Genomic DNA, 18976 nt, shown 5'->3' with positions numbered 1-18976 from the left:
CTATAAATTTCCTTTTAATATTTTATAATTTATTTTCAAATGGTGTTCAGCATTTAACTCTCCACCTAAATAAACCTGATAATTTATTCTAATCAGACCAGAATTTTCGCCAATCTCCATTTCTAATCTTTTTGTTTTAACTGCCATTTTAATTTCCCCATAAACAGTTTTAAAATATCCTTCCTGCTTTTTTCCACAAATAAAATCCTGTTTCATTGCTGCAGGTTCATGCCGCAGAAGTAAAACACGCTCCTGCTCTGGATCAATTTTAACAATCGTTTGGGCTCCATCCATACCTTCAGCGTCATCTTCATAACTTAAATATAATTTTTCATTCTTAATATAGAATTCGCCCTGGTAGTTATTATTAATCTGCTGCGGTTCATTATCATCGATAATTTCTTGTATATTCTCTAATTTGATCGAAACATTTTTACTCATACTTTATAAACTCACTCCAAATTTTTATAATTTGAAAAAACCACAGCCCAAATTTTAACTGCGGTTTTTAAGTTCTATATTTTGATATTTTTTCCAAATTCTACTGCTGATTGGTGGTTCTTAATTGCTTTAAAATTCTTAACTATACAACCCTGTGATTCGAGAGCTGCCATTACTTTTTTTAAGGCCTTATTCGTTGCAAAAAGGCGGGGTTTAACATATGCTACAGCATCAGAACCAACAGTTCGCTTAGATTCTGATAAAAATTTATTTAAAGATTTATCTATTTTACCTTTAAAGATGCCTTTAGTAGGACTGCCTGCCACTATTAGATCATATGGATAAAAAGAAATACCATTCCCAATATCTTTAGTGTTTTTCATATCTACTCTAAAACCTTGTGTTTCTGCTCCTTCTTTTATCCCTTCGGCAATATCTTTTAAATCAGCATCCGGTGTATGTATTATTAATAAACGCTGCACTAATAACCCTCCTTTTTTAATCAATCTTAATTTTATCATAAAACTTTCCATTTTTACAGGGTTATCTAAAAGAAAATATAAAAATCCTCTCTTCCTATTATAAAATAAAAAGAGAGGATTTAAAAAAATTAAAATTTATTTTAATCCTAATTTATTTACAAGCTTATTTTTAGGCATATACCCAACCAATTTATCTTTAACCTTACCATCTTCCATAACTAACATTGTTGGGATACTCATAATACCATACCTAGAAGCAGTAGTTTGATTTTCATCAACATTTAGTTTTGCAACCTTAATCTGATCACTATATTCATTTGCAATATCTTTTACTACAGGAGCTACCATTCTACATGGTCCACACCATTCTGCCCAAAAATCAACTAAAACTCTTTTATCAGAACTTAAAACCTCATCCTCAAAATTCACATCTGTAACTTTAACTGGTTCGCTCATTATTAAATTTCCTCCTGATTAATTATTTATTTGTACCCGGTACAAGTGAATTATCTCATTTGTACCCGGTACAAGTGAATCAAAATACAAAGTCTTTATTTTAGCTAGCTGCCACAGCTAGATTTTTAATTTTCTTTAAGATAGTTTTTGCTGGAACCGCTCCAACCTGCTCATCTGCACCAGAATTAATTACAGTCTTTGGTACTCCTGATACGTCATAACTTGCTGAAAGCTCTTCAAATTCCATAGCTTCTACCATTTCTCCTCTGACCTTAGGGTTAATCATTGCCATTTGATGAGCAACTCTAACCGCACGAGGACAATAAGGACAGGTAGGTGTTATAAATACCTGCAGTAAAACATCAGTATCAATTGCCATAATTTCTTTTTTAATATCTTCAGCCAGGTCTATTCTATCCTTATCAGACATATCTAAAATATCTTCTATTAAAGAAGTAAATTCATAGCCTGATGGAATTCCATAAAAATGGACTCCACTATCCTGACCTTCATTATTTAAGAAAATAATTGCTGGTGCTCTATCTACACCAAATTCTTCTGCTTTATCACTGCCTAATAAATAAGTTTCAAAGTTTACTCTTTCATCAAGTGCTGTTACTTCATCTAAAATTTCTTCAGTATCACCACAATACTGACAATCTTCTTCTTTGGAAAAGAAAAGTAAATTAACTTCGTCTTTTAAATTTTTAGTAAAAAGTTCTTTGATTTTATTTTTTTCTTCTTGATCTATTTTAGCCATCATATATCACTCCCTGGGTTTTATTAATTATTAACTTTAATTTTAAAAAAATCAAAATATAATTTCAGCTTGCAACATTTATTATATACGATATAGAATTAATTAAAGTTAAGCAATTAACATTTTGAAAAATTTAAACATAATACAAAAAATAATATTTGTGTTATATCTGTATTTAAAATCTTTATAAGCTCAGTTTAATTCTCTAAAAATACATTATATGCTAAATAGGAATGGTAAACATCTGCTTTACTAACAACTTCATAAGGGGAATGCATTGAAAGGACAGCTGGACCACAGTCAACTACATCCATATTGTAATTGGCTAAAAATTGAGCAATAGTACCGCCACCACCTTCATCAATTTTACCCAGTTCAGCAGTCTGCCAGATCACACCAGCATTATTGAAAATACCTCTGATTTCTCCCATAAATTCAGCACTAGCTTCGGAAGCACCGGCCTTACCTCTTGCACCAGTATATTTAGAAATTACAATTCCTTTGCCGAGATAGGCTGAATTATGTTTAGCATAAACTTCAGCAAAATCAGGATCGTAAGCTGCACTAACATCAGCAGAAAGCACTTTTGAGTTTTGCATTACTTTACGTACTATCAGTTCACTATAGTTCTCATAATACAGATCCACTAAATTAGCTACCTGATCTTCAAAAAAGTGGGACTGCATTCCAGTTGAGCCCATGCTGCCTACTTCTTCTCTATCCATTAGCAACAAAATCGATGTATAATCAGGATCTTTAACATCTAAAATCGCCTCTAAAGCTGTATAGCTGCAGACACGGTCATCATGACCATATCCTGCCAGTAGAGCTCTGTCAAAACCTGCATCACGAGTTTTAAAAGCAGGTACAACCTGCAGATCAGCACTGATGAAATCTTCTTCTTTAAAGTCATATTCAGCTTCTAAATGATTTAAAATAGCTGTTTTAATTTTATCTTTCGCATCTTCATCATCAACAGGAATACTGCCAACAACTACATTTAACTGTTCACCACTAATTCCCTCATCCATGGATTTTTTCATCTGCTTTTTCCCAAGATGTGGTAAGACATCACTGATAAAAAAGATTGGATCATCTTCCTTTTCCCCAATTTTAACTTCTATCTGACTGCCGTCATCTTTAACAACAACTCCATGTAGTGCAAGCGGCATTGTTACCCACTGATATTTTTTAACTCCACCATAATAATGGGTCTTAAACATTGCCATTTCACCATCTTCATATAATGGATTTGGTTTTAAATCAAGCCTTGGTGAATCAATATGACTTCCTACAATTTTCAAACCTTCTTTTAAATCTTTTTCACCAATCACTGCTGCCATTAAAGCCCGAGATCGATTTTCTACGTAAACTTTATCACCTTTTTTCAATTTGTCATACTCAGTAATATTTTTAAAACCAGCAGCTTCTAACTCGGAAATTGCTGCACTGGCAAATTCTCTTTCAGTTTTATTTTTAGTTAAAAATTCTGCATAATCTTTATTAAAAGCAAAGACTTCTTCTCTCTCTGCTTTACCCATTTCTGTCCAGGCATTTTTGGCCTGATATGAATTATCATTCTTTTTTTCTTTAGTCATCTATAATGCCTCCTATTTTATTAGTTTATTCTAAATAATTATATCAATAAAAATAGCTAATTGTAAGTAATCAATTTACAATAGTTAAATTAAATTTCTGTATTTAAAACAAAGGCAAATTCCGATCCTTTTTCAAGATTTTTCTGATAAACACTGCCTCCATGTAATTCTATTATATCTTTAACAATTGCCAGGCCAAGTCCACTACCTCTTTTTTGACTCTGAAAAGCCTTTTTATTTATCTTATAAAATCTTTCCCAGATATTTTTTCTTTCTGCTTCTGGCACACCGGGCCCCTGGTCTTGAACAGCAAATTTAACAGCTGAATTATTTTTATTTAAAATAATTTTGATTTCTCCCTCAGCAGGAGAATATTTAACTGCATTGTCAAGCAGATTAATTACCACCCGTTTTATTTTATCAGCATCAATTTCAAGCTCAATATCTTCTTCAATTTGATAGCTAAAGTTCTGCTCAACCTCATTTACAATCTGATAGTCTTCCAGCATATTATAAAGGAATTTTGAAAAATTAACTCTATTTTTGCTAATAATATCTGACTTCAACTCAGAAATGCTCAAAATATTATTAACCATTGTTTCCAGGCGGTTGCTTTCTTCAATAATCATATTTAAATATTTTTCTTTAGCTTTTTTTCTACTGACTGCTCCATCATAAACTATTTCAGCTGCTCCCCTGATAGATGAGAGTGGTGTCTTTAACTCATGCGAAACATTTGCCACAAAATCATTCTGCAGTTTTTCAAAACGCCATCTCTCACTAATATCCTGAAAAATGACAACAACTCCCCAAAATTTTTCGTCTTTAAAAATAGCGGTGCTGTGAAGAAGTAAATATTTATCGGAATCTGGTATTTTAATTTCTAAACTTTTATTCTTTTCTTCTTCAATACTTTTTTCAATCAGTGAAATTAATTTTTGGCTGTTCAATAACTCAGGCAGCTCAGAATCTAATTTTGCTTCTTGATCAAGCTTAAAATCTGATTGAGAGATGAAAATATCCGAAAATGATTTATTTAATAATATGATTTCTTTATCAGAATTTAAAGCCAGTACTCCCTCTTCCATTCCAGAAAGTATATAGTTTAATTTATTTTTTTCTTCTTTTAAATTATTCATATTTTTAGAAAGTGTTTTTGACATTTCATTAATACTTTTAGCTAAGTTTTTTAATTCCCTTGTTTTTTGATCTTCATTTTGCTCTATAAAATTACCACGACTAATTTCTTTTGCTGTCTTGCTGATCTCATTTAAAGGATTTGCAATATTTTGGGCCCACAGAAAAGCAAGAACTAAAGCTGGAAATAGAGAAAATAAAATTAAATAAAACATTATTTTTTGAATTTGAGCCACAGTAGAATTTATTCCCTGAACAGATGTGAAAAATAATAGTCCATATTTACTTGTTCCAACATCCATCGAAGCTGCATTTAAAAGCATTGGCTTATCAAACTGATCTGACTCAACTCGACTGGACAGCATTTTATCATCAAATATTTGTGTATATCCCTCAAAGTCAACTTTTTCATCACTGCGGCCGGGAAAGCTATATATAATAGCACCCTCCTGATCTGTAAGCCAGATCTGGCCCCTGTTCTGGCGGGCAGTCAGACTCAATATTTCATTAATTCTTTTTTCATCTCCAGCAAGCAGCGGCTGCTTGAGATCACTTTTTAACTGATTTAAATTATATAAAACTTCATTTTTTCTTCGGTTGTAGAGAAAATCTTCTAAATAGTAAATAACTGTTAAACCAAATATAATTATTATGATTAATGAAAGAATAATAAATCTAAAAAATAATTTACTAAACAGACTGTCAGACTTCCAATTTTTTAGCTTCAAATTTATAACCTACCCCCCAGACTGTCTCTATAGCTTCTGCTGCTTCTCCTAACTTCTGGCGCAGTGATTTAATATGAGTATCAACCGTACGTACATCACCAAAATAATCATAACCCCAAACTGCTTTTAATAAGTTTTCTCTCCGAAAAACTTTTTTAGGGTTTTTAGCCAGATGCCAGAGCAAAGAAAATTCTTTTGGTGTTAATTCAATAGTCTCATCTTTGTATTTTATAAAGTGTTCTTCTTTGTTAATTATCAATTCTCCAAAACTCATTGAATTAGCAGCCTCAGAGTCAGTTTGATATCTGCGCAAAACTGCTTTGATTCTTGCTACAACTTCACGAGGACTAAATGGTTTTGTAATATAATCATCTGCTCCTAATTCTAAACCTGTTATTTTATCAGTTGACTCATCTTTAGCACTTAAAAAAATGATTGGTAGTTCAAATTCAGGTCTAATTCGCTGACAAAATTCCCAACCATCTTCATCTGGAAGCATAATATCTAAAATTAAAACATCAAAATCATCTGCATTTAAAAGCTGATATCCTTTGGCAGTATCTTCGGCGGCATAAACACTAAAACCCTCAAATTTAAGATAATCTTCTAAAATTTCTCTGATATGTGGGTCATCATCAATTATCAAAACTTTTTTTTCATTCATTATTCCACATCCTCACAGTTTGATTTTAATTTTATTATAACATAAAGAAAAAAGCCCTGCTTTTATGGCAGGACTTTAGTTTATCTAACTTTTATCTAAACACTATTATTTAAATATTATTATTTAAATATTTTTTTCTATTTCAGCATTTTCTCTTAATTCGTCTAAATAATCGTTTATTGCCTGACCCTGCTTTTGCTGTTTCAGCATCTGCTCTAAACGAGGTTTTATTTCTTCAAAAGAAGTGTCCTGACCACTCTGAGCTAAGGCATCTTTATTTTCATCATAAGCCTGCTGCAGTTCTTCTTCACTGACTTCAATGTTTGCAATAACTTTTTCTTCAATTAATTTATTGATTTTAATTTGTGGATTATTACTAAATTCTTCTTTATATGCAGCTTCGTTTTCATAACCCTGCTGTTCTAAGATAGATAAGAACTGTTCTTCATCCATCTGCTGCTGCTGTAAAATAGCATTTTTCTGCTGCTGATAAATTTCATCTTTTTCATCTTGACTTAAAGTAATATCAGCTTCTTCTGCAGCCTGCTTTAATAAGACATTATCAATAATACTATCTAATTTTGCATTCTGCAGTTCTTCAAGCACTTTACTACCAGCTTCAGAACTTGCTAATATCTGTGCTAATTGTTGATCCACCTGACTTACCTGCTGTAAAATTTGATTAACATTTGCCTGCTGAGCTAACTGTTGCGAAGTTATTTCTTCTCCATTAACTGTTGCTACAACCTGATTATTGGTATTTAATGATTGATCAGCTGGTTGCTCACCGTTCATTTCCATATCTTGAGCCATTACAGTTGTCGGAACCATCAGAACAGTTATCAATAAAAGTGAAAGTAAAATCTTTTTCATTAAATAAAGCACTCCCTTTAAATTACTATTTACTTAACTATAGAAATATTTTAGTTAAGAAATCTTTTTATTATCTAAATAAAATTATATTTTATAAATGTGATAAAAATGTGAGAGAAAGATTAGAACTCTTTAAAATTATTTTAAATATCTATATATAAAGTTAAAACAGACCCATTTGGGCCTGTTTTTAGAAAATATATTTTAAGAGAGATTAAATATTTTTAGTTATTTCTGCATCTTTCCTTAAGTCACTCAAATAGTTATCTATTTTTTTCCTCTTTTTTTGCTGTTTTAACATCTGCTTGAGCTGTGGTTTTAGCTTTTCAAATGAAACATTTTCTTTACCCTGAGCAAAAATTTCTTTATTTGATTCATAAGCTTCTTTAAGTTCTGATTCACTAACTTCAATATCAGCTGCTATTTCTTCTTCAATTAGCTTATTTACTTTAAGTTGAGGATTATTTAAAAACTCATTTTTATATTCTGTTTCATTTTCATAGCCCTGTTTTTCTAAAACTGATAGAAACTGGTCTTCGTCCATCTTATTTTGATCTAAAATTGCCTGCTTCTGTTTTTGATAGATCTCATCTTTTTCCTGAGAGCTAAGACTGATTCCTTCTTCTTCGGCTTTTTGTTCAAGTAATATGTTATCTATAATTGAATCCAGCTGTTGTTTCTGATATTCTTTTAAAACATTATTACCAGCTTTAGACTCAGCTAAAATTTTAACCAGCTGTTGATCAACCTGACTTAACTGCTGTAACAATTGATTTATATTTGCCTGCTTCTTTAATTCTGCCTGAGTAATTTTTTCACCATTTACCTCTGCTACTGCAGAATTGCTGTTTATGTTTTCTGCAAGTGCCGAATCAGCTGGCTGTTCACCATTGATTTCCATATCTTGAGCCATTACAGTTGTCGGAACCATCAGAACAGTTATCAATAAAAGCGAAAGTAAAATCTTTTTCATTTTTAAAACACTCCTTTGAGAATTTTGATTTGAAATTTTTAAATATTTGTTGTTCATTTCTCATTTCTCAATTAGTAGTATAAACAAGGAATGTGATAAAAACGTGAGAGAAAAATTAAAAAAGTATATTAATTAGATTAAAACTTTCTTAACTGTTCTAAATAATTCTTATAATTGCGTTTGATTTCAAGCATACTGTCTCCCCCAAATTTATCAGCTGCACTCTGAGCTAGGACAATAGCAGTAACTGCCTCCCCAACTATACTGGCAGCTGGAACTGCACAAACATCTGAGCGCTCTTTAGCAGCAGTAGTTTCTTTTTTAGAAATTATATCCGCTGAATGTAAAGCTTGAGCTAAAGTTGGTATTGGCTTCATTGCCAGGCGAATAATCAATTCTTCTCCATTACTCATTCCACCTTCAATACCGCCTGCCTGATTAGAACTGCGGTGAAAACCCTGTTTAAGATCATAAAAAATTTCATCATGAGCTTTAGAACCTGGAAGTCCAGCTCCTTTAAAACCTGATCCAATTTCCACACCTTTTATTGCCTGAATCCCCATTAACTGAGCTGCTAATTTACTTTCAAGTTTCAAATCCCAGTGAACATGGCTGCCCAAACCAACCGGCAAACCGGTCACGACAATTTCAAAAACTCCCCCAACAGAGTCACCATTTTCGCGCCAGGAATCAATTAAATCCTTCATTGCTTTAGTTTTAATACTGTCTCCACAGCGCAGTGGTGTCTGATCTAAACTAGAAAAATATTCTTTGACAGCTTCTTTGCTCTCGAATCTTTCTGGATCTTTTGCTTTTAAGTCAGTCCAGGTTTCACTTTTTAAACTGCCAATCTGAACAACATGACTGTATACCTCAACCCCAAATTGTTCTAAAAATTGTCTGGCTACAGCACCAACTGCAGTTCTAGCTGCAGTTTCTCGAGCACTTGCTCTTTCGAGTACATTTCGTAAGTCACGATGATTATATTTTAGAGCACCCGGAAGATCAGCATGTCCGGGGCGGGGATTAGTCAAAGCTTCTATCTCAGCACCTCTTTCTTTATCAGGTGCCATGGCTTCTATCCAGTTTTGCCAATCTCTGTTTTCAATAGTCATACTTAAAGGTGTGCCAAGACTCTCTTTATGTCTAAGACCAGAATTAATTATTGCCTGATCACTTTCTATTTTCATCCGGCCTCCACGACCATAACCCTGCTGTCTTCTATATAGCTGTTCATTTATCTTCTCAACTTCTACTCTCAAGCCTGCAGGAAGACTTTTAATTACTGCAGTCAATCTTGGTCCATGTGATTCTCCAGCTGTAATATATTCAAACATTAAATGCCTCCTCATTAATTTCTTATCTTTGATTACTCAATTCTTATTTATTTCTAATTTAAAACCTATTCATAGGCAATTTTCTTTTCTCGAGATTTAAATGAATTTAGAGAAGTCATAATAGCATTTAATTCATCCATCAGCAGTCTGAAATTAGCTGGTTTTAAAGATTGAGGTCCATCAGATAAAGCGTTTTCTGGATGAGGATGAACTTCTACCATGATTCCATCTGCTCCAACAGCTGCTGCTGCTCTAGCAACTGGGGTTACTAGTTCCCAGCGGCCAGTACCATGACTTGGGTCAGCAATTACCGGCAGGTGACTTATTTTTTGGACTAAAGGAATTGAACTTAAGTCCATTGTATTTCTTGTTTCTTCACCAAAAGTTCTAACTCCTCTTTCACATAAAATAACCTGGTGATTTCCTTCATTCATCACATATTCTGCAGCCAAAAGCCATTCTTTAATTGTTGCTGCCATACCACGTTTTAACATAACTGGTTTATTAAGTTTCCCAATTTCTTTTAACAAAGCATAGTTCTGCATGTTTCTAGCCCCGATCTGAATAATATCTGCATACTTACAAACAACATCTATATGTTCAATATCCATTAGTTCTGTAATAACTTTAAGACCAGTTTCTTCTCTGGCCATCGCTAATAGCTTAAGTCCTTCTTCACCAAGCCCCTGAAATGAATAAGGTGATGTTCTAGGCTTAAATGCACCCCCACGAAGTATTTTTGCCCCTGCATCCTTAACTATTCTGGCAGTCTCCAGCATCTGTTCTTCGCTTTCTACCGAGCAGGGACCAGCCATTACAGTCAGTTCGGCTCCACCAACTTTAACTCCATCACCCAAATCAATGATTGTTTTTTCCTGTTTGAAATTCCAGCTTGTTAGTTTATAGGGATCAGAAATAACAACTACCTTTTCGACAGCACTCATAACCTGCAGTTTTTCTTTTAAATTAACTTTTTTATCGGGTGCAGCTCCAACAACACCAACAATTGTAGTTTCTGCTCCTGTATCAGGATGAGCCGAAAATCCTTCCGCTTCTATCAACTCAATTACTTTTTGCTCATCAGCTTTAGTTGATCCCCGTTTAAGTACAGCTATCATATTATTCAGTCCCTTCTAGTAATAACGCTTTTAACTTTCTAATGAAATATTCATTATCCGCTCTGGTTCCAATAGTTACTCTAATCCAGGTATCCATTCCAAATTGTTTACCCGCTCTAATTATTACTCCCTCTTGCTGCAGCTTTTCAAAAACTTCTTCAGCTGGCATTTCTGTATTGACCATCACAAAATTAGCTTCAGTTTTTATATAATCCAAGCCTAATTCTTCAAATTTCTGATAAAGAAAGTTTTTTTCTTTTTCATTTAAGTTCTGACAGATCTCTAAATGAGATTCTGATTTTAGAGCTGTTACTGCAGCTTTTTGAGCTAATCTGTTCACATTAAAGGGTCCTCTAATTCTATTTAAATAATCTATTAACTCTGAGTCAGCTAGAGCATAGCCAATTCGCATCCCTGCTAGTCCATAAACTTTTGAGAAAGTACGCATTAACATTAAATTAGAGTGTTTATCTAAAAGTTCTACTCCATCAAAATGATCTTCTGCAGTTATATACTCATGATATGCCTGATCAACTATCACTAAAATCTCATCTGAAATTCGCTCCAAAAATGATTCGATCTCTTCTTTTTCTAGCATTGTTCCGGTTGGATTATTTGGATTGCAAATTAAAATTGCCTTAGTCTGATCAGTGATCTTAGATTCCATTGCTTTCAGATCGTGTCTATAATTTTCGTCTAAGGGAACTTTTATATTGTTACCGCCTCTTGATTTTATTGATAGTTCATATTTAATAAATGAGGGGTCCCCCTGAATAACCTCATCTCCTGACTTTAAAATTAAAGTCATTAAAAGATCTAAAATCTCATCTGAGCCATTACCCAAAAATATTTTTTCCTGATCCAGTTGATATTTTTCTGCAAGAGCAGATTTTAACTCTCGGCTATCTGAATCTGGATAAAGAGAGATGTTTTTAGCCTCAGATTGTATTGTGTCAATCACCTGAATTGCCGGTCCCAAAGGGTTTTCATTAGACGCTAGTTTAACTATTTTTTCTAATCCATATTCCTCTCTTACCTCTTCTATACTTTTGCCTGCTTGATAACGATTAATTTCCTTAACTCCATTTGCAATAGATTCAATTATCTTTTTCACTTTACCACCTCTAATAAAAGTTCTTTAAAATTCGGAAAAGAAGTTGAAATGATTTCACTACCATTAATAGTAATTCCTTTTTCAGTGTTTAAAGCTAAAACTGCCAGTGACATCGCGATCCGATGGTCGTGATAACTATCAACTTCAATTCCGCCTTCAACTGTTTGTATTCCAATAATTTCCATGCCATCTTTGTTTTCTTTAATTTCTATACCCAATTTTTCAAATTCATTTACTACAGCTTTTATCCGATCCGTTTCTTTAACTCTCAGTTCTTCAGCATCTTTGATTATAGTTTTACCTTCAGCCATAACTGCCATTACAGAAATAATTGGGATTTCGTCTATTAATCGAGGAATGATTTCTCCACTGACTTCGCATCCCTTTAGCTTAGATGCTTTAACTAGAATATCTGCAGTTGGCTCACCACCTTGTTCTTTTCGATTTAGAAGTTCAAGATTTCCATTCATCGCTTCTACAACTTCCAAAAAACCGCTTCGTGTTTCATTAATTCCAACATTTTTAATTAAAAGTTCTCCGCTTTCTGCTAAAAGTCCAGCTGCAATAAAAAAAGCTGCTGAAGAAATATCTCCAGGAACCTTTATCTTAAAAGGATTCAGCTTCCTTTTAGCTGCTTCTTTTAAAATAATTCTATCTGCTTTAATTTCTAAATCTATACCTGCACCCTTGAGCATTCTTTCTGTATGATCTCTGGAAACTGCTGGCTCAATAATTACAGTTTCACTTTTTGTTTTTAAGGATGCCAATAATATAGAAGATTTAAGCTGAGCACTAGCAACAGGAAGTTTATATTCCATACTGCTTAATTCCTGACCGTTAATACTGAGTGGTGCTAAACCATTCCGGCGGGACCAGATTTCAGCACCCATTTTTGAAAGAGGTCCAATTATTCTCTGCATTGGCCGTTTGCGCAGTGAATGATCGCCTGTTAAAACTGAATAAAAATCTTGAGATGCTAAAAGTCCAGCTAATAGTCTCATTGATGTACCTGAATTCCCGCAATCTAAAACATCATCTGCTTCTTCGAGTCCATCAAGACCCTTACCTTTAACAGTATATCTTTCTTTAGCTTTTTTTTCAATTTCTATACCCAAATCACGCATGATTCCCATTGTACTTAAACAGTCCTCGGCCTCTAATAGACCCTCAATTTCACTTTCTCCTTCTGCTATTGATGATAAAATTAATGATCGATGCGAAATTGACTTATCCCCCGGAACTTTTATTTCACCACTAATTTTTTTTGCTGGATTAACTTGATATACCATCTTTTCTCCTCATTTCTCTCTACTTTTATTTTTAATCTCTGCTGCACTTGCCAAAAAATTATAAATTTTGTTTTCTTCATTATTTTCTAAGTTCAATTGTAATTCTTTTAATTCAGCTATATATTCAGTTACCAACTCTGACAAATTCTTTCTATTCGAAATAATTATATCCTGCCATAATTCTGGTGAACTTCCTGCGATTCTGGTCATATCCCGATAGCCACTTCCAGAAAGTTCTAAAAAACTGCTGTCCAAATCCCTTTTCGAGCTTAAGTTAACTAAAGCTGAAGATAACAGATGAGGAAGGTGGCTTAAATAAGCTGTACAGCGGTCGTGCTCTTCCGCCGAAATAATATGGACTTTAGCTTTTAGATTTTCAATTAATTCTTTAAGCTGCTGCAGCTGTTCTTCCTCCACATTTGAGTTTTTTAAAGCTTCGTCTGTAGGTAACAAACTTTTGCTTTCTTCAATCCAGGGAGTTAGAATAAAAGGCGCATCTTTAAATAAATCAACCTGATGCCAGTCTAAACCTGATTTATGAGAACCGGCCATTGGATGCCCCCCCACAAATATTTTTTTAGTCCCTGCTAAAATTTCTTTGGCCTGCAGCATAATTTCTTTTTTGGTGCTGCCCGCATCAACCAGCAGCTGTTTTCCCTTGCTTCCATCTTTAATTTTTCTAATTACTGAAGGAATTGCCGCTACCGGTACTGCGATAAAAATCAGCTCTGCCTCACTTAAATTATCTTTAAGCTCCGTAAATCCTTGATCAATAATCTCCAATTTCTCTGCTTTTTTGATACTTTCTAAACATCTATCGACTGCCGTTATTTTAATATTAGGATCATATTTTTTTAAAGCTGCTGCCAGGGAGGCTCCTATCAAGCCTATCCCGACAACAGCAATTTTTTTAAATTTAGGCATATGCTATTTTTCTTTCTCTAGCCTCAAAACTATGCAGAGATTCGGAAATAGCATTTATTTCGTCCATCATTAACTGAAAGTTTTTAGGCTTTAATGACTGAGGGCCATCAGAAAGTGCATTTTGAGGATCAGGGTGAACTTCAACCATAATTCCATCTGCACCAACAGCCACTGCAGCTCTTGCAACTGGAGTCACTAACTCCCAGCGCCCTGTACCATGACTAGGATCAGCAATTACTGGTAAATGACTTAACTGCTGCACTAAAGGAATTGAACTTAGGTCCATGGTATTTCTGGTCTCTTCCCCAAAAGTTCTAACTCCTCTTTCACATAAAATAACGTTATGATTACCATTATTCATTACATATTCTGCAGCTAAAAGCCATTCTTTTATAGTAGCTGCCATACCTCTTTTAAGCATAACCGGTTTATCTAATTTACCAATTTCTTTTAAAAGGGAGTAATTTTTCATGTTTCGAGCCCCAATCTGAATAATATCTGTATATTTGCAAACAACATCTATATGTTCAATATCCATCAATTCAGTTACAATTTTTAGACCCGTTTCCTCTCTAGCCTCTGCCATTAGCTTTAATCCTTCTTCTCCTAAACCCTGAAAAGAATAGGGAGAAGTTCTTGGCTTAAATGCTCCCCCACGTAAAATTTTAGCTCCTCCAGCTTTAACAATCTTTGCAGTTTCTATTATCTGTTCTCTACTTTCTACAGAGCACGGTCCGGCCATTACTGTCAGTTCTGGGCCTCCAACTTTAACTCCATCACCTAAATCAATCACAGTTTTCTGCTGTTTGAAATTCCAGCTGGTCAGTTTATAGGGATCAGAGATTAAAACAACTTTTTCTACTGCCCCCATCGTCTGTAACTTTTCTTTCAAATTTGATTTTCTGGCTGGATCTCCTAAAACACCTACTACTGTTTTTTCAACTCCCTGAATTGGATGGACCTCAAAATTTTCTCCTCTAATTACCTCAATGACTTGATTCTTATCTTCTTGACTTGCATTTCTTTTTAATACTGCTATCATAATTAATTCTCCTCTCTACTTTTAACTACCGTTTTATTAAAATACTATAAAAATGCAAAAAATCGCCCCTTAGTCAGGGCGATTGATATCGCGGTACCACCTGTTTTAATCTCATTAAATAACAGATTATCTCTCTGGAAGCTAACACTTCCGCACCGGGTAACGACGGTTGACGGCCTTTAAGCTTACTCGTTTAACTTTCAGCTGGCAACTCAAGAGGTGTATTTCAGCTATAGCTTACTAGGTCCTCTTTCAAAGTTTTTAAGTGAATTTATTTATTTAATGAGTATTATAGCAGGCAATTTTACTTCTGTCAAATAAAAATACTGCTTTTTCGCCCAAATATTTAGTTTTTAAAATTCAAAAATTATTCCATTACTGTCTTTGTATAAGAACCTAAAAGTCTAAAATAAGATGACATTTTTTCCACTTTTGCTAGGGCTGAACTTAGATTTTTATCACTAATACACCCTTTTAAATCAATGTAGAAAATATATTCTCCAAGCTGCTGCCGGCTGGGGCGAGACTCAATTCTTGTTAGATCTATATTCTCTTCAGCAAATTTACCAAGCATTTTATAAAGTATTCCCGCTTCATTGACCTCTGGAGCACAAATTATAGATGTTTTAAAATCACTTGCTGCCGATTCTCCAAGATGATTATTCCCGGAAAAATCTTTATTTTTTTTGGCCGCTAACACAAAGCGAGTTGAGTTTGGCAAATCTCCCTGCAAATTATTTTCTAGAATTTCAAGATCATAAATATCAGCTAATCTTATTGATCCAACCGCCGCCCTATTCTTAGCTTCCATTGCTTTTTTTGCTGCTGCTGCTGTGCTATCTGTATAAACAATTTTCGCATTTTCAAATTCTTTCGCTAAATAATTTCCAGATTGAGCAATTGCCTGAGGGTGACTGTAAATCTCTTTAATCTCTGCTTTAGTCACTCCTTTCTGAGCCAACAAATAATGAGAAATTGGCAGTATAATTTCTCTATAGAGCTTCAATTCCGAATGCTGATATAAAAGATCAAGACTTAAATTAACTGATCCCTCAAGTGAATTTTCTAAAGGCAACAGTCCCAGCTGAACCTGATCATTTATTACTGCCTTAACGATATCCCTAATTGATGAGAAACCCTTTGTTTTACCCCCATGCTTTTTACAATAAATTGAAATTGCCTGTTCACTAAAAGTTCCAGGTGGTCCTAAATATCCATATTCTAAACTACTCATCTACTCACTCCTATTCTGGTATTTTATCTAATCGGTTCAGAAAATCAAAAAACCCCCGTTCTAATTAAAGAACGAGGGTTTGAATTCTCGTGGTACCAATCTTTTTGGCTGATAAAAAGCCCACTCAACAATTACAGAAACTTAGTTAGTTCCAATAATCTGTCAGGATAACGGTAGACAGCCGGTATAAGCTTACTTTTTTGTTCAGCTAACAACTCACAGGGGAACTTCACTAAAACACTTACCGGCAGGCTCTCACTAACCCTGCTTCGCTGAGATAAATTATTCCAGTTACTTTCCCTGATCAAAGTTTTTTAATATTATTTGTTGTTTTTTTAACTTTAACTCAAGTTTTTTTAATTTTACCTTATAAAAAATATTTTGTCAAGCAGAATTTATCATTATAAATTTTATTTTAGTTTAATTTTAAGTAAAAACATTAAATTATGTTTCTTTTGTTACACTCTTTATTGATATAATCAATAAACTCGTCGGCCTTCTTTTTGGGAGCTTTTGTAAACAAACTTAAAATAATAAAAATAAAGGTCGAAACTATCAGAGTCCAGACTCCAGCCCCATAACCGAACGGACTCCAACTGCTTAACTGTAGATACAAAGCAGTAATTGAACCAATAATGATACTGCTCAAAGAAGCTGCTGCTGTAGCTTTTTTCCAGAAAAAAGCACCAAACATAGAAGGAACCACTACCAGTAGTCCAATTGAAGCTGCTACTGAGAGAGCAGCAATTAAATCTAACTCCTGAATTGCAAATAAAAATCCTAAAAGTGCAATAATTAAAATAGCAATTTTAGCAGTCCTCAGCTGTCTTAGATTCTGATCTTTCTCCAGATTATCTTCCATATTTTTAAAAATATCTCTTACTGCCAGTGACGATAAAGTTAGCATAATTGAGTCAATAGTAGAAATAGCTGCTGCTGTAATTCCAATCATAGCTACCAATGCTAAAATATCTGGCACATATTGAGATGCCAAGAGCTCCGGTGTTGCCAGGTCAGCATTACTCAGTCCAGGAATTAAAAGCCTAGCTGAAAAACCCCAAAAAACTGAAACTAGGGTATAGATAAATCCAAAAAGCAGAAAACCCTTAATCATTGTTTTCATCGCTTTTAAATCCCTCGGAATGAAAAGGCGCTGACTGACTTGAGGATTAGAAATAGAAAAGAAAAACCAGGGCAAACTTAAGCTAAGAAAAGTTTTGAATTTGAAAAAACCCGGTCCCGGGACAGTCAGTACATTTCCTTCCAGGGCTGCCAACGAATCAAAAAAAGCTTTAAAGCCACCCAAATGCTGATAAACTACATAAAACAAAATTATAATACTGATTAAAATCATAATCAATGATTGCAGAGAATCAGTCCAGGTGACAGATTTCATCCCAGCAATTAAAGCCCAGGCAATAGCTAAAACAACAGCAATTCCAACCCCAAATATAAATGGAATTTCGCCTCTAGAAAGTCCATTTAATAGGTAACCAACTCCCATTAGCTGTACAGCAAGATATGGAATTAAAAAAACAAAAGCTGAAAGTGAAGCTGCAAAAGCTATCCATTGATTTTGATAGCGGTCACCCAGCATTTCATAGGGAGAGACGTAGTTGTTTTTTTTACCAATCAACCAAAAGCGGGGTCCAAAAAATGCTACCAAAGACAATCCAGATAAATAAACTAACTCAAAGCCAAGAGCTCCTACCCCACCTGAATATGTAAAGCCTGCCAGGCCAATCATCATAAAAGCACTATAGGTGGTTGCACTATAAGAAAGAGCAGCCACAAAACCACCTGTATTTCTGCCACTTAAAAAATATTCGACAACCCCCTCATTCATTTCTTTTCTGGCCATTAAGGCAACTATCGAACCAATTATTATGTATAAAATCACTGCTGTATATAAATATGTGATTGACATTAATTACTCCTCCAGTAAGTTGTAATTTTTATAGTTATAAAAATAACAATTAAAGCAAAAAGAATCCAAAATAAAAAGGCTCCTCTAAAAAGATTAATTGAATTAAGCATTAGATAAGGTATGGCAAAAGCGGTAATTATCAGCAGTAAAATTAATAATGTATAAAGCCAACGCAACTTTTTTAATTTATCATTTTTCAAATTTATAACCTCCAAATATTACAGCTCAAGTTTACAGGTGTCTTGACAGTAAAAGCAAAAAATTATTCTTCCATCAAGTATCCCTTTTCTTTTAATTCTTCTTTAATTTTTTTTAAAACCTGCATATTAACAGCTTCAATTGTGTGTAAGTGAACTCCCTCAGTTAATTTTGAAAGTAATTGAGCCTCATTATTTTGATAATTTTTGATAAAATTATCGACCTCTTCTATATTGCTGATCATTAAATTCCCACTAAGGTCTCCATAAATAGGATGTTCAACCTTAACATCGATAACTCTGCCTCCATAATTAACCACAGTTAAAAGTTCATCTTTTAATTCTTCCTGATCTCCATGAGAACAGGCAATAGAAGTTTTAACAGTTGTCATTCCTAAGTTCTCTTCATAAAAATAGCCCTGAGAAGTAGCAACTATTTTCTCTCCTTCTGCCCTTAAAAGAGCAACATCCTGGACAATAACCTGACGACTAACTCCAAATTCCTCTGCCAATTGAGAACCAATTAACGCCTCTTTTGATTTTTTTAATCTCTGCAGTAATTTATCTCTTCTTACTTTAGTTTTAATTATTATCACCTCAATAATTTAATTGCTATGTTATCTATTCTATCACCTGTCTTTACATCTGTAAAGATATTAAGCTATTTAAAAAGAAGGAATTT

The 18976-nt window shown here is 33.9% G+C and carries 19 protein-coding genes and 1 other annotated feature; all 19 genes read right to left on the bottom strand.

Annotated features, from left to right (window positions below; genetic code table 11):
- Positions 1-441 carry a DUF1934 domain-containing protein gene (locus HSACCH_RS08985; protein ID WP_005489313.1) on the bottom strand — a complete coding sequence of 147 codons (441 nt, stop codon included), beginning with the start codon at positions 439-441 and terminating at the stop codon, positions 1-3.
- Positions 442-515: 74 nt separating this feature from the next.
- Entirely contained in the window at positions 516-923 is a 408-nt protein-coding gene (locus HSACCH_RS08980; RefSeq protein ID WP_005489312.1) for an NADPH-dependent FMN reductase family protein, read from the bottom strand.
- A gap of 135 nt (positions 924-1058) precedes the next feature.
- Positions 1059-1379 (bottom strand): thioredoxin, encoded by a 321-nt coding sequence (trxA, locus tag HSACCH_RS08975; protein WP_005489311.1) that lies wholly within the window; start codon positions 1377-1379, stop codon positions 1059-1061.
- Between the two features lie 100 nt (positions 1380-1479).
- Complete coding sequence (pdo, locus tag HSACCH_RS08970; RefSeq protein WP_040477337.1) at positions 1480-2139, bottom strand: protein disulfide oxidoreductase; 660 nt, start codon at positions 2137-2139, stop codon at positions 1480-1482.
- A gap of 197 nt (positions 2140-2336) precedes the next feature.
- Positions 2337-3737, bottom strand: coding sequence for an aminopeptidase (locus tag HSACCH_RS08965; protein ID WP_005489309.1), 1401 nt, complete (start codon positions 3735-3737; stop codon positions 2337-2339).
- 89 nt (positions 3738-3826) lie between these two features.
- A complete protein-coding gene (locus HSACCH_RS08960) occupies positions 3827-5602 on the bottom strand; it encodes an ATP-binding protein (RefSeq protein WP_005489308.1) in 1776 nt (591 codons plus the stop codon).
- Positions 5577-6266: a response regulator transcription factor gene (locus HSACCH_RS08955; protein ID WP_005489307.1), complete on the bottom strand. Its 690-nt coding sequence runs from the start codon at positions 6264-6266 to the stop codon at positions 5577-5579. Before HSACCH_RS08955 ends, HSACCH_RS08960 begins: the two co-directional genes overlap by 26 nt.
- A 123-nt stretch (positions 6267-6389) precedes the next feature.
- Positions 6390-7139 carry a SurA N-terminal domain-containing protein gene (locus HSACCH_RS08950; RefSeq protein ID WP_005489306.1) on the bottom strand — a complete coding sequence of 250 codons (750 nt, stop codon included), beginning with the start codon at positions 7137-7139 and terminating at the stop codon, positions 6390-6392.
- A 214-nt stretch (positions 7140-7353) separates the two neighbouring features.
- Positions 7354-8112 carry a SurA N-terminal domain-containing protein gene (locus HSACCH_RS08945; RefSeq protein ID WP_005489305.1) on the bottom strand — a complete coding sequence of 253 codons (759 nt, stop codon included), beginning with the start codon at positions 8110-8112 and terminating at the stop codon, positions 7354-7356.
- Positions 8113-8249: 137 nt separating this feature from the next.
- Positions 8250-9449, bottom strand: a complete 1200-nt coding sequence (aroC, locus tag HSACCH_RS08940; protein WP_005489303.1) for a chorismate synthase — start codon at positions 9447-9449, stop codon at positions 8250-8252.
- 65 nt (positions 9450-9514) lie between these two features.
- Positions 9515-10567 carry a 3-deoxy-7-phosphoheptulonate synthase gene (aroF, locus tag HSACCH_RS08935; RefSeq protein ID WP_005489301.1) on the bottom strand — a complete coding sequence of 351 codons (1053 nt, stop codon included), beginning with the start codon at positions 10565-10567 and terminating at the stop codon, positions 9515-9517.
- Position 10568: 1 nt separating this feature from the next.
- Positions 10569-11681 carry a histidinol-phosphate transaminase gene (gene hisC / locus HSACCH_RS08930; protein WP_005489300.1) on the bottom strand — a complete coding sequence of 371 codons (1113 nt, stop codon included), beginning with the start codon at positions 11679-11681 and terminating at the stop codon, positions 10569-10571.
- The gene (aroA, locus tag HSACCH_RS08925; RefSeq protein WP_005489299.1) at positions 11678-12970 is read right to left on the bottom strand and encodes a 3-phosphoshikimate 1-carboxyvinyltransferase; all 1293 of its coding nucleotides are present in this window, start codon (positions 12968-12970) and stop codon (positions 11678-11680) included. The genes hisC and aroA overlap by 4 nt, the downstream gene beginning before the upstream one ends.
- A gap of 9 nt (positions 12971-12979) precedes the next feature.
- Positions 12980-13894: a prephenate dehydrogenase gene (locus HSACCH_RS08920; protein WP_005489298.1), complete on the bottom strand. Its 915-nt coding sequence runs from the start codon at positions 13892-13894 to the stop codon at positions 12980-12982.
- Positions 13887-14936: a 3-deoxy-7-phosphoheptulonate synthase gene (gene aroF, locus HSACCH_RS08915; RefSeq protein ID WP_005489297.1), complete on the bottom strand. Its 1050-nt coding sequence runs from the start codon at positions 14934-14936 to the stop codon at positions 13887-13889. Before aroF (HSACCH_RS08915) ends, HSACCH_RS08920 begins: the two co-directional genes overlap by 8 nt.
- A gap of 367 nt (positions 14937-15303) precedes the next feature.
- Complete coding sequence (gene pheA / locus HSACCH_RS08910) at positions 15304-16170, bottom strand: prephenate dehydratase (RefSeq protein ID WP_005489295.1); 867 nt, start codon at positions 16168-16170, stop codon at positions 15304-15306.
- Positions 16171-16235: 65 nt separating this feature from the next.
- Positions 16236-16487 (bottom strand) — a binding site (T-box leader).
- A gap of 122 nt (positions 16488-16609) precedes the next feature.
- Positions 16610-18097, bottom strand: coding sequence for a sodium:solute symporter family protein (locus HSACCH_RS08905; protein WP_005489293.1), 1488 nt, complete (start codon positions 18095-18097; stop codon positions 16610-16612).
- Positions 18097-18297, bottom strand: coding sequence for a hypothetical protein (locus HSACCH_RS08900; RefSeq protein WP_005489292.1), 201 nt, complete (start codon positions 18295-18297; stop codon positions 18097-18099). Before HSACCH_RS08900 ends, HSACCH_RS08905 begins: the two co-directional genes overlap by 1 nt.
- 62 nt (positions 18298-18359) lie before the next feature.
- The gene (locus tag HSACCH_RS08895; RefSeq protein WP_005489291.1) at positions 18360-18890 is read right to left on the bottom strand and encodes a transcription repressor NadR; all 531 of its coding nucleotides are present in this window, start codon (positions 18888-18890) and stop codon (positions 18360-18362) included.
- Positions 18891-18976 lie beyond the last annotated feature (86 nt).

The organism is Halanaerobium saccharolyticum subsp. saccharolyticum DSM 6643, assembly GCF_000350165.1.
GTDB lineage: Bacteria > Bacillota > Halanaerobiia > Halanaerobiales > Halanaerobiaceae > Halanaerobium > Halanaerobium saccharolyticum.
This window is presented reverse-complemented; position numbering and strand designations above follow the sequence as displayed.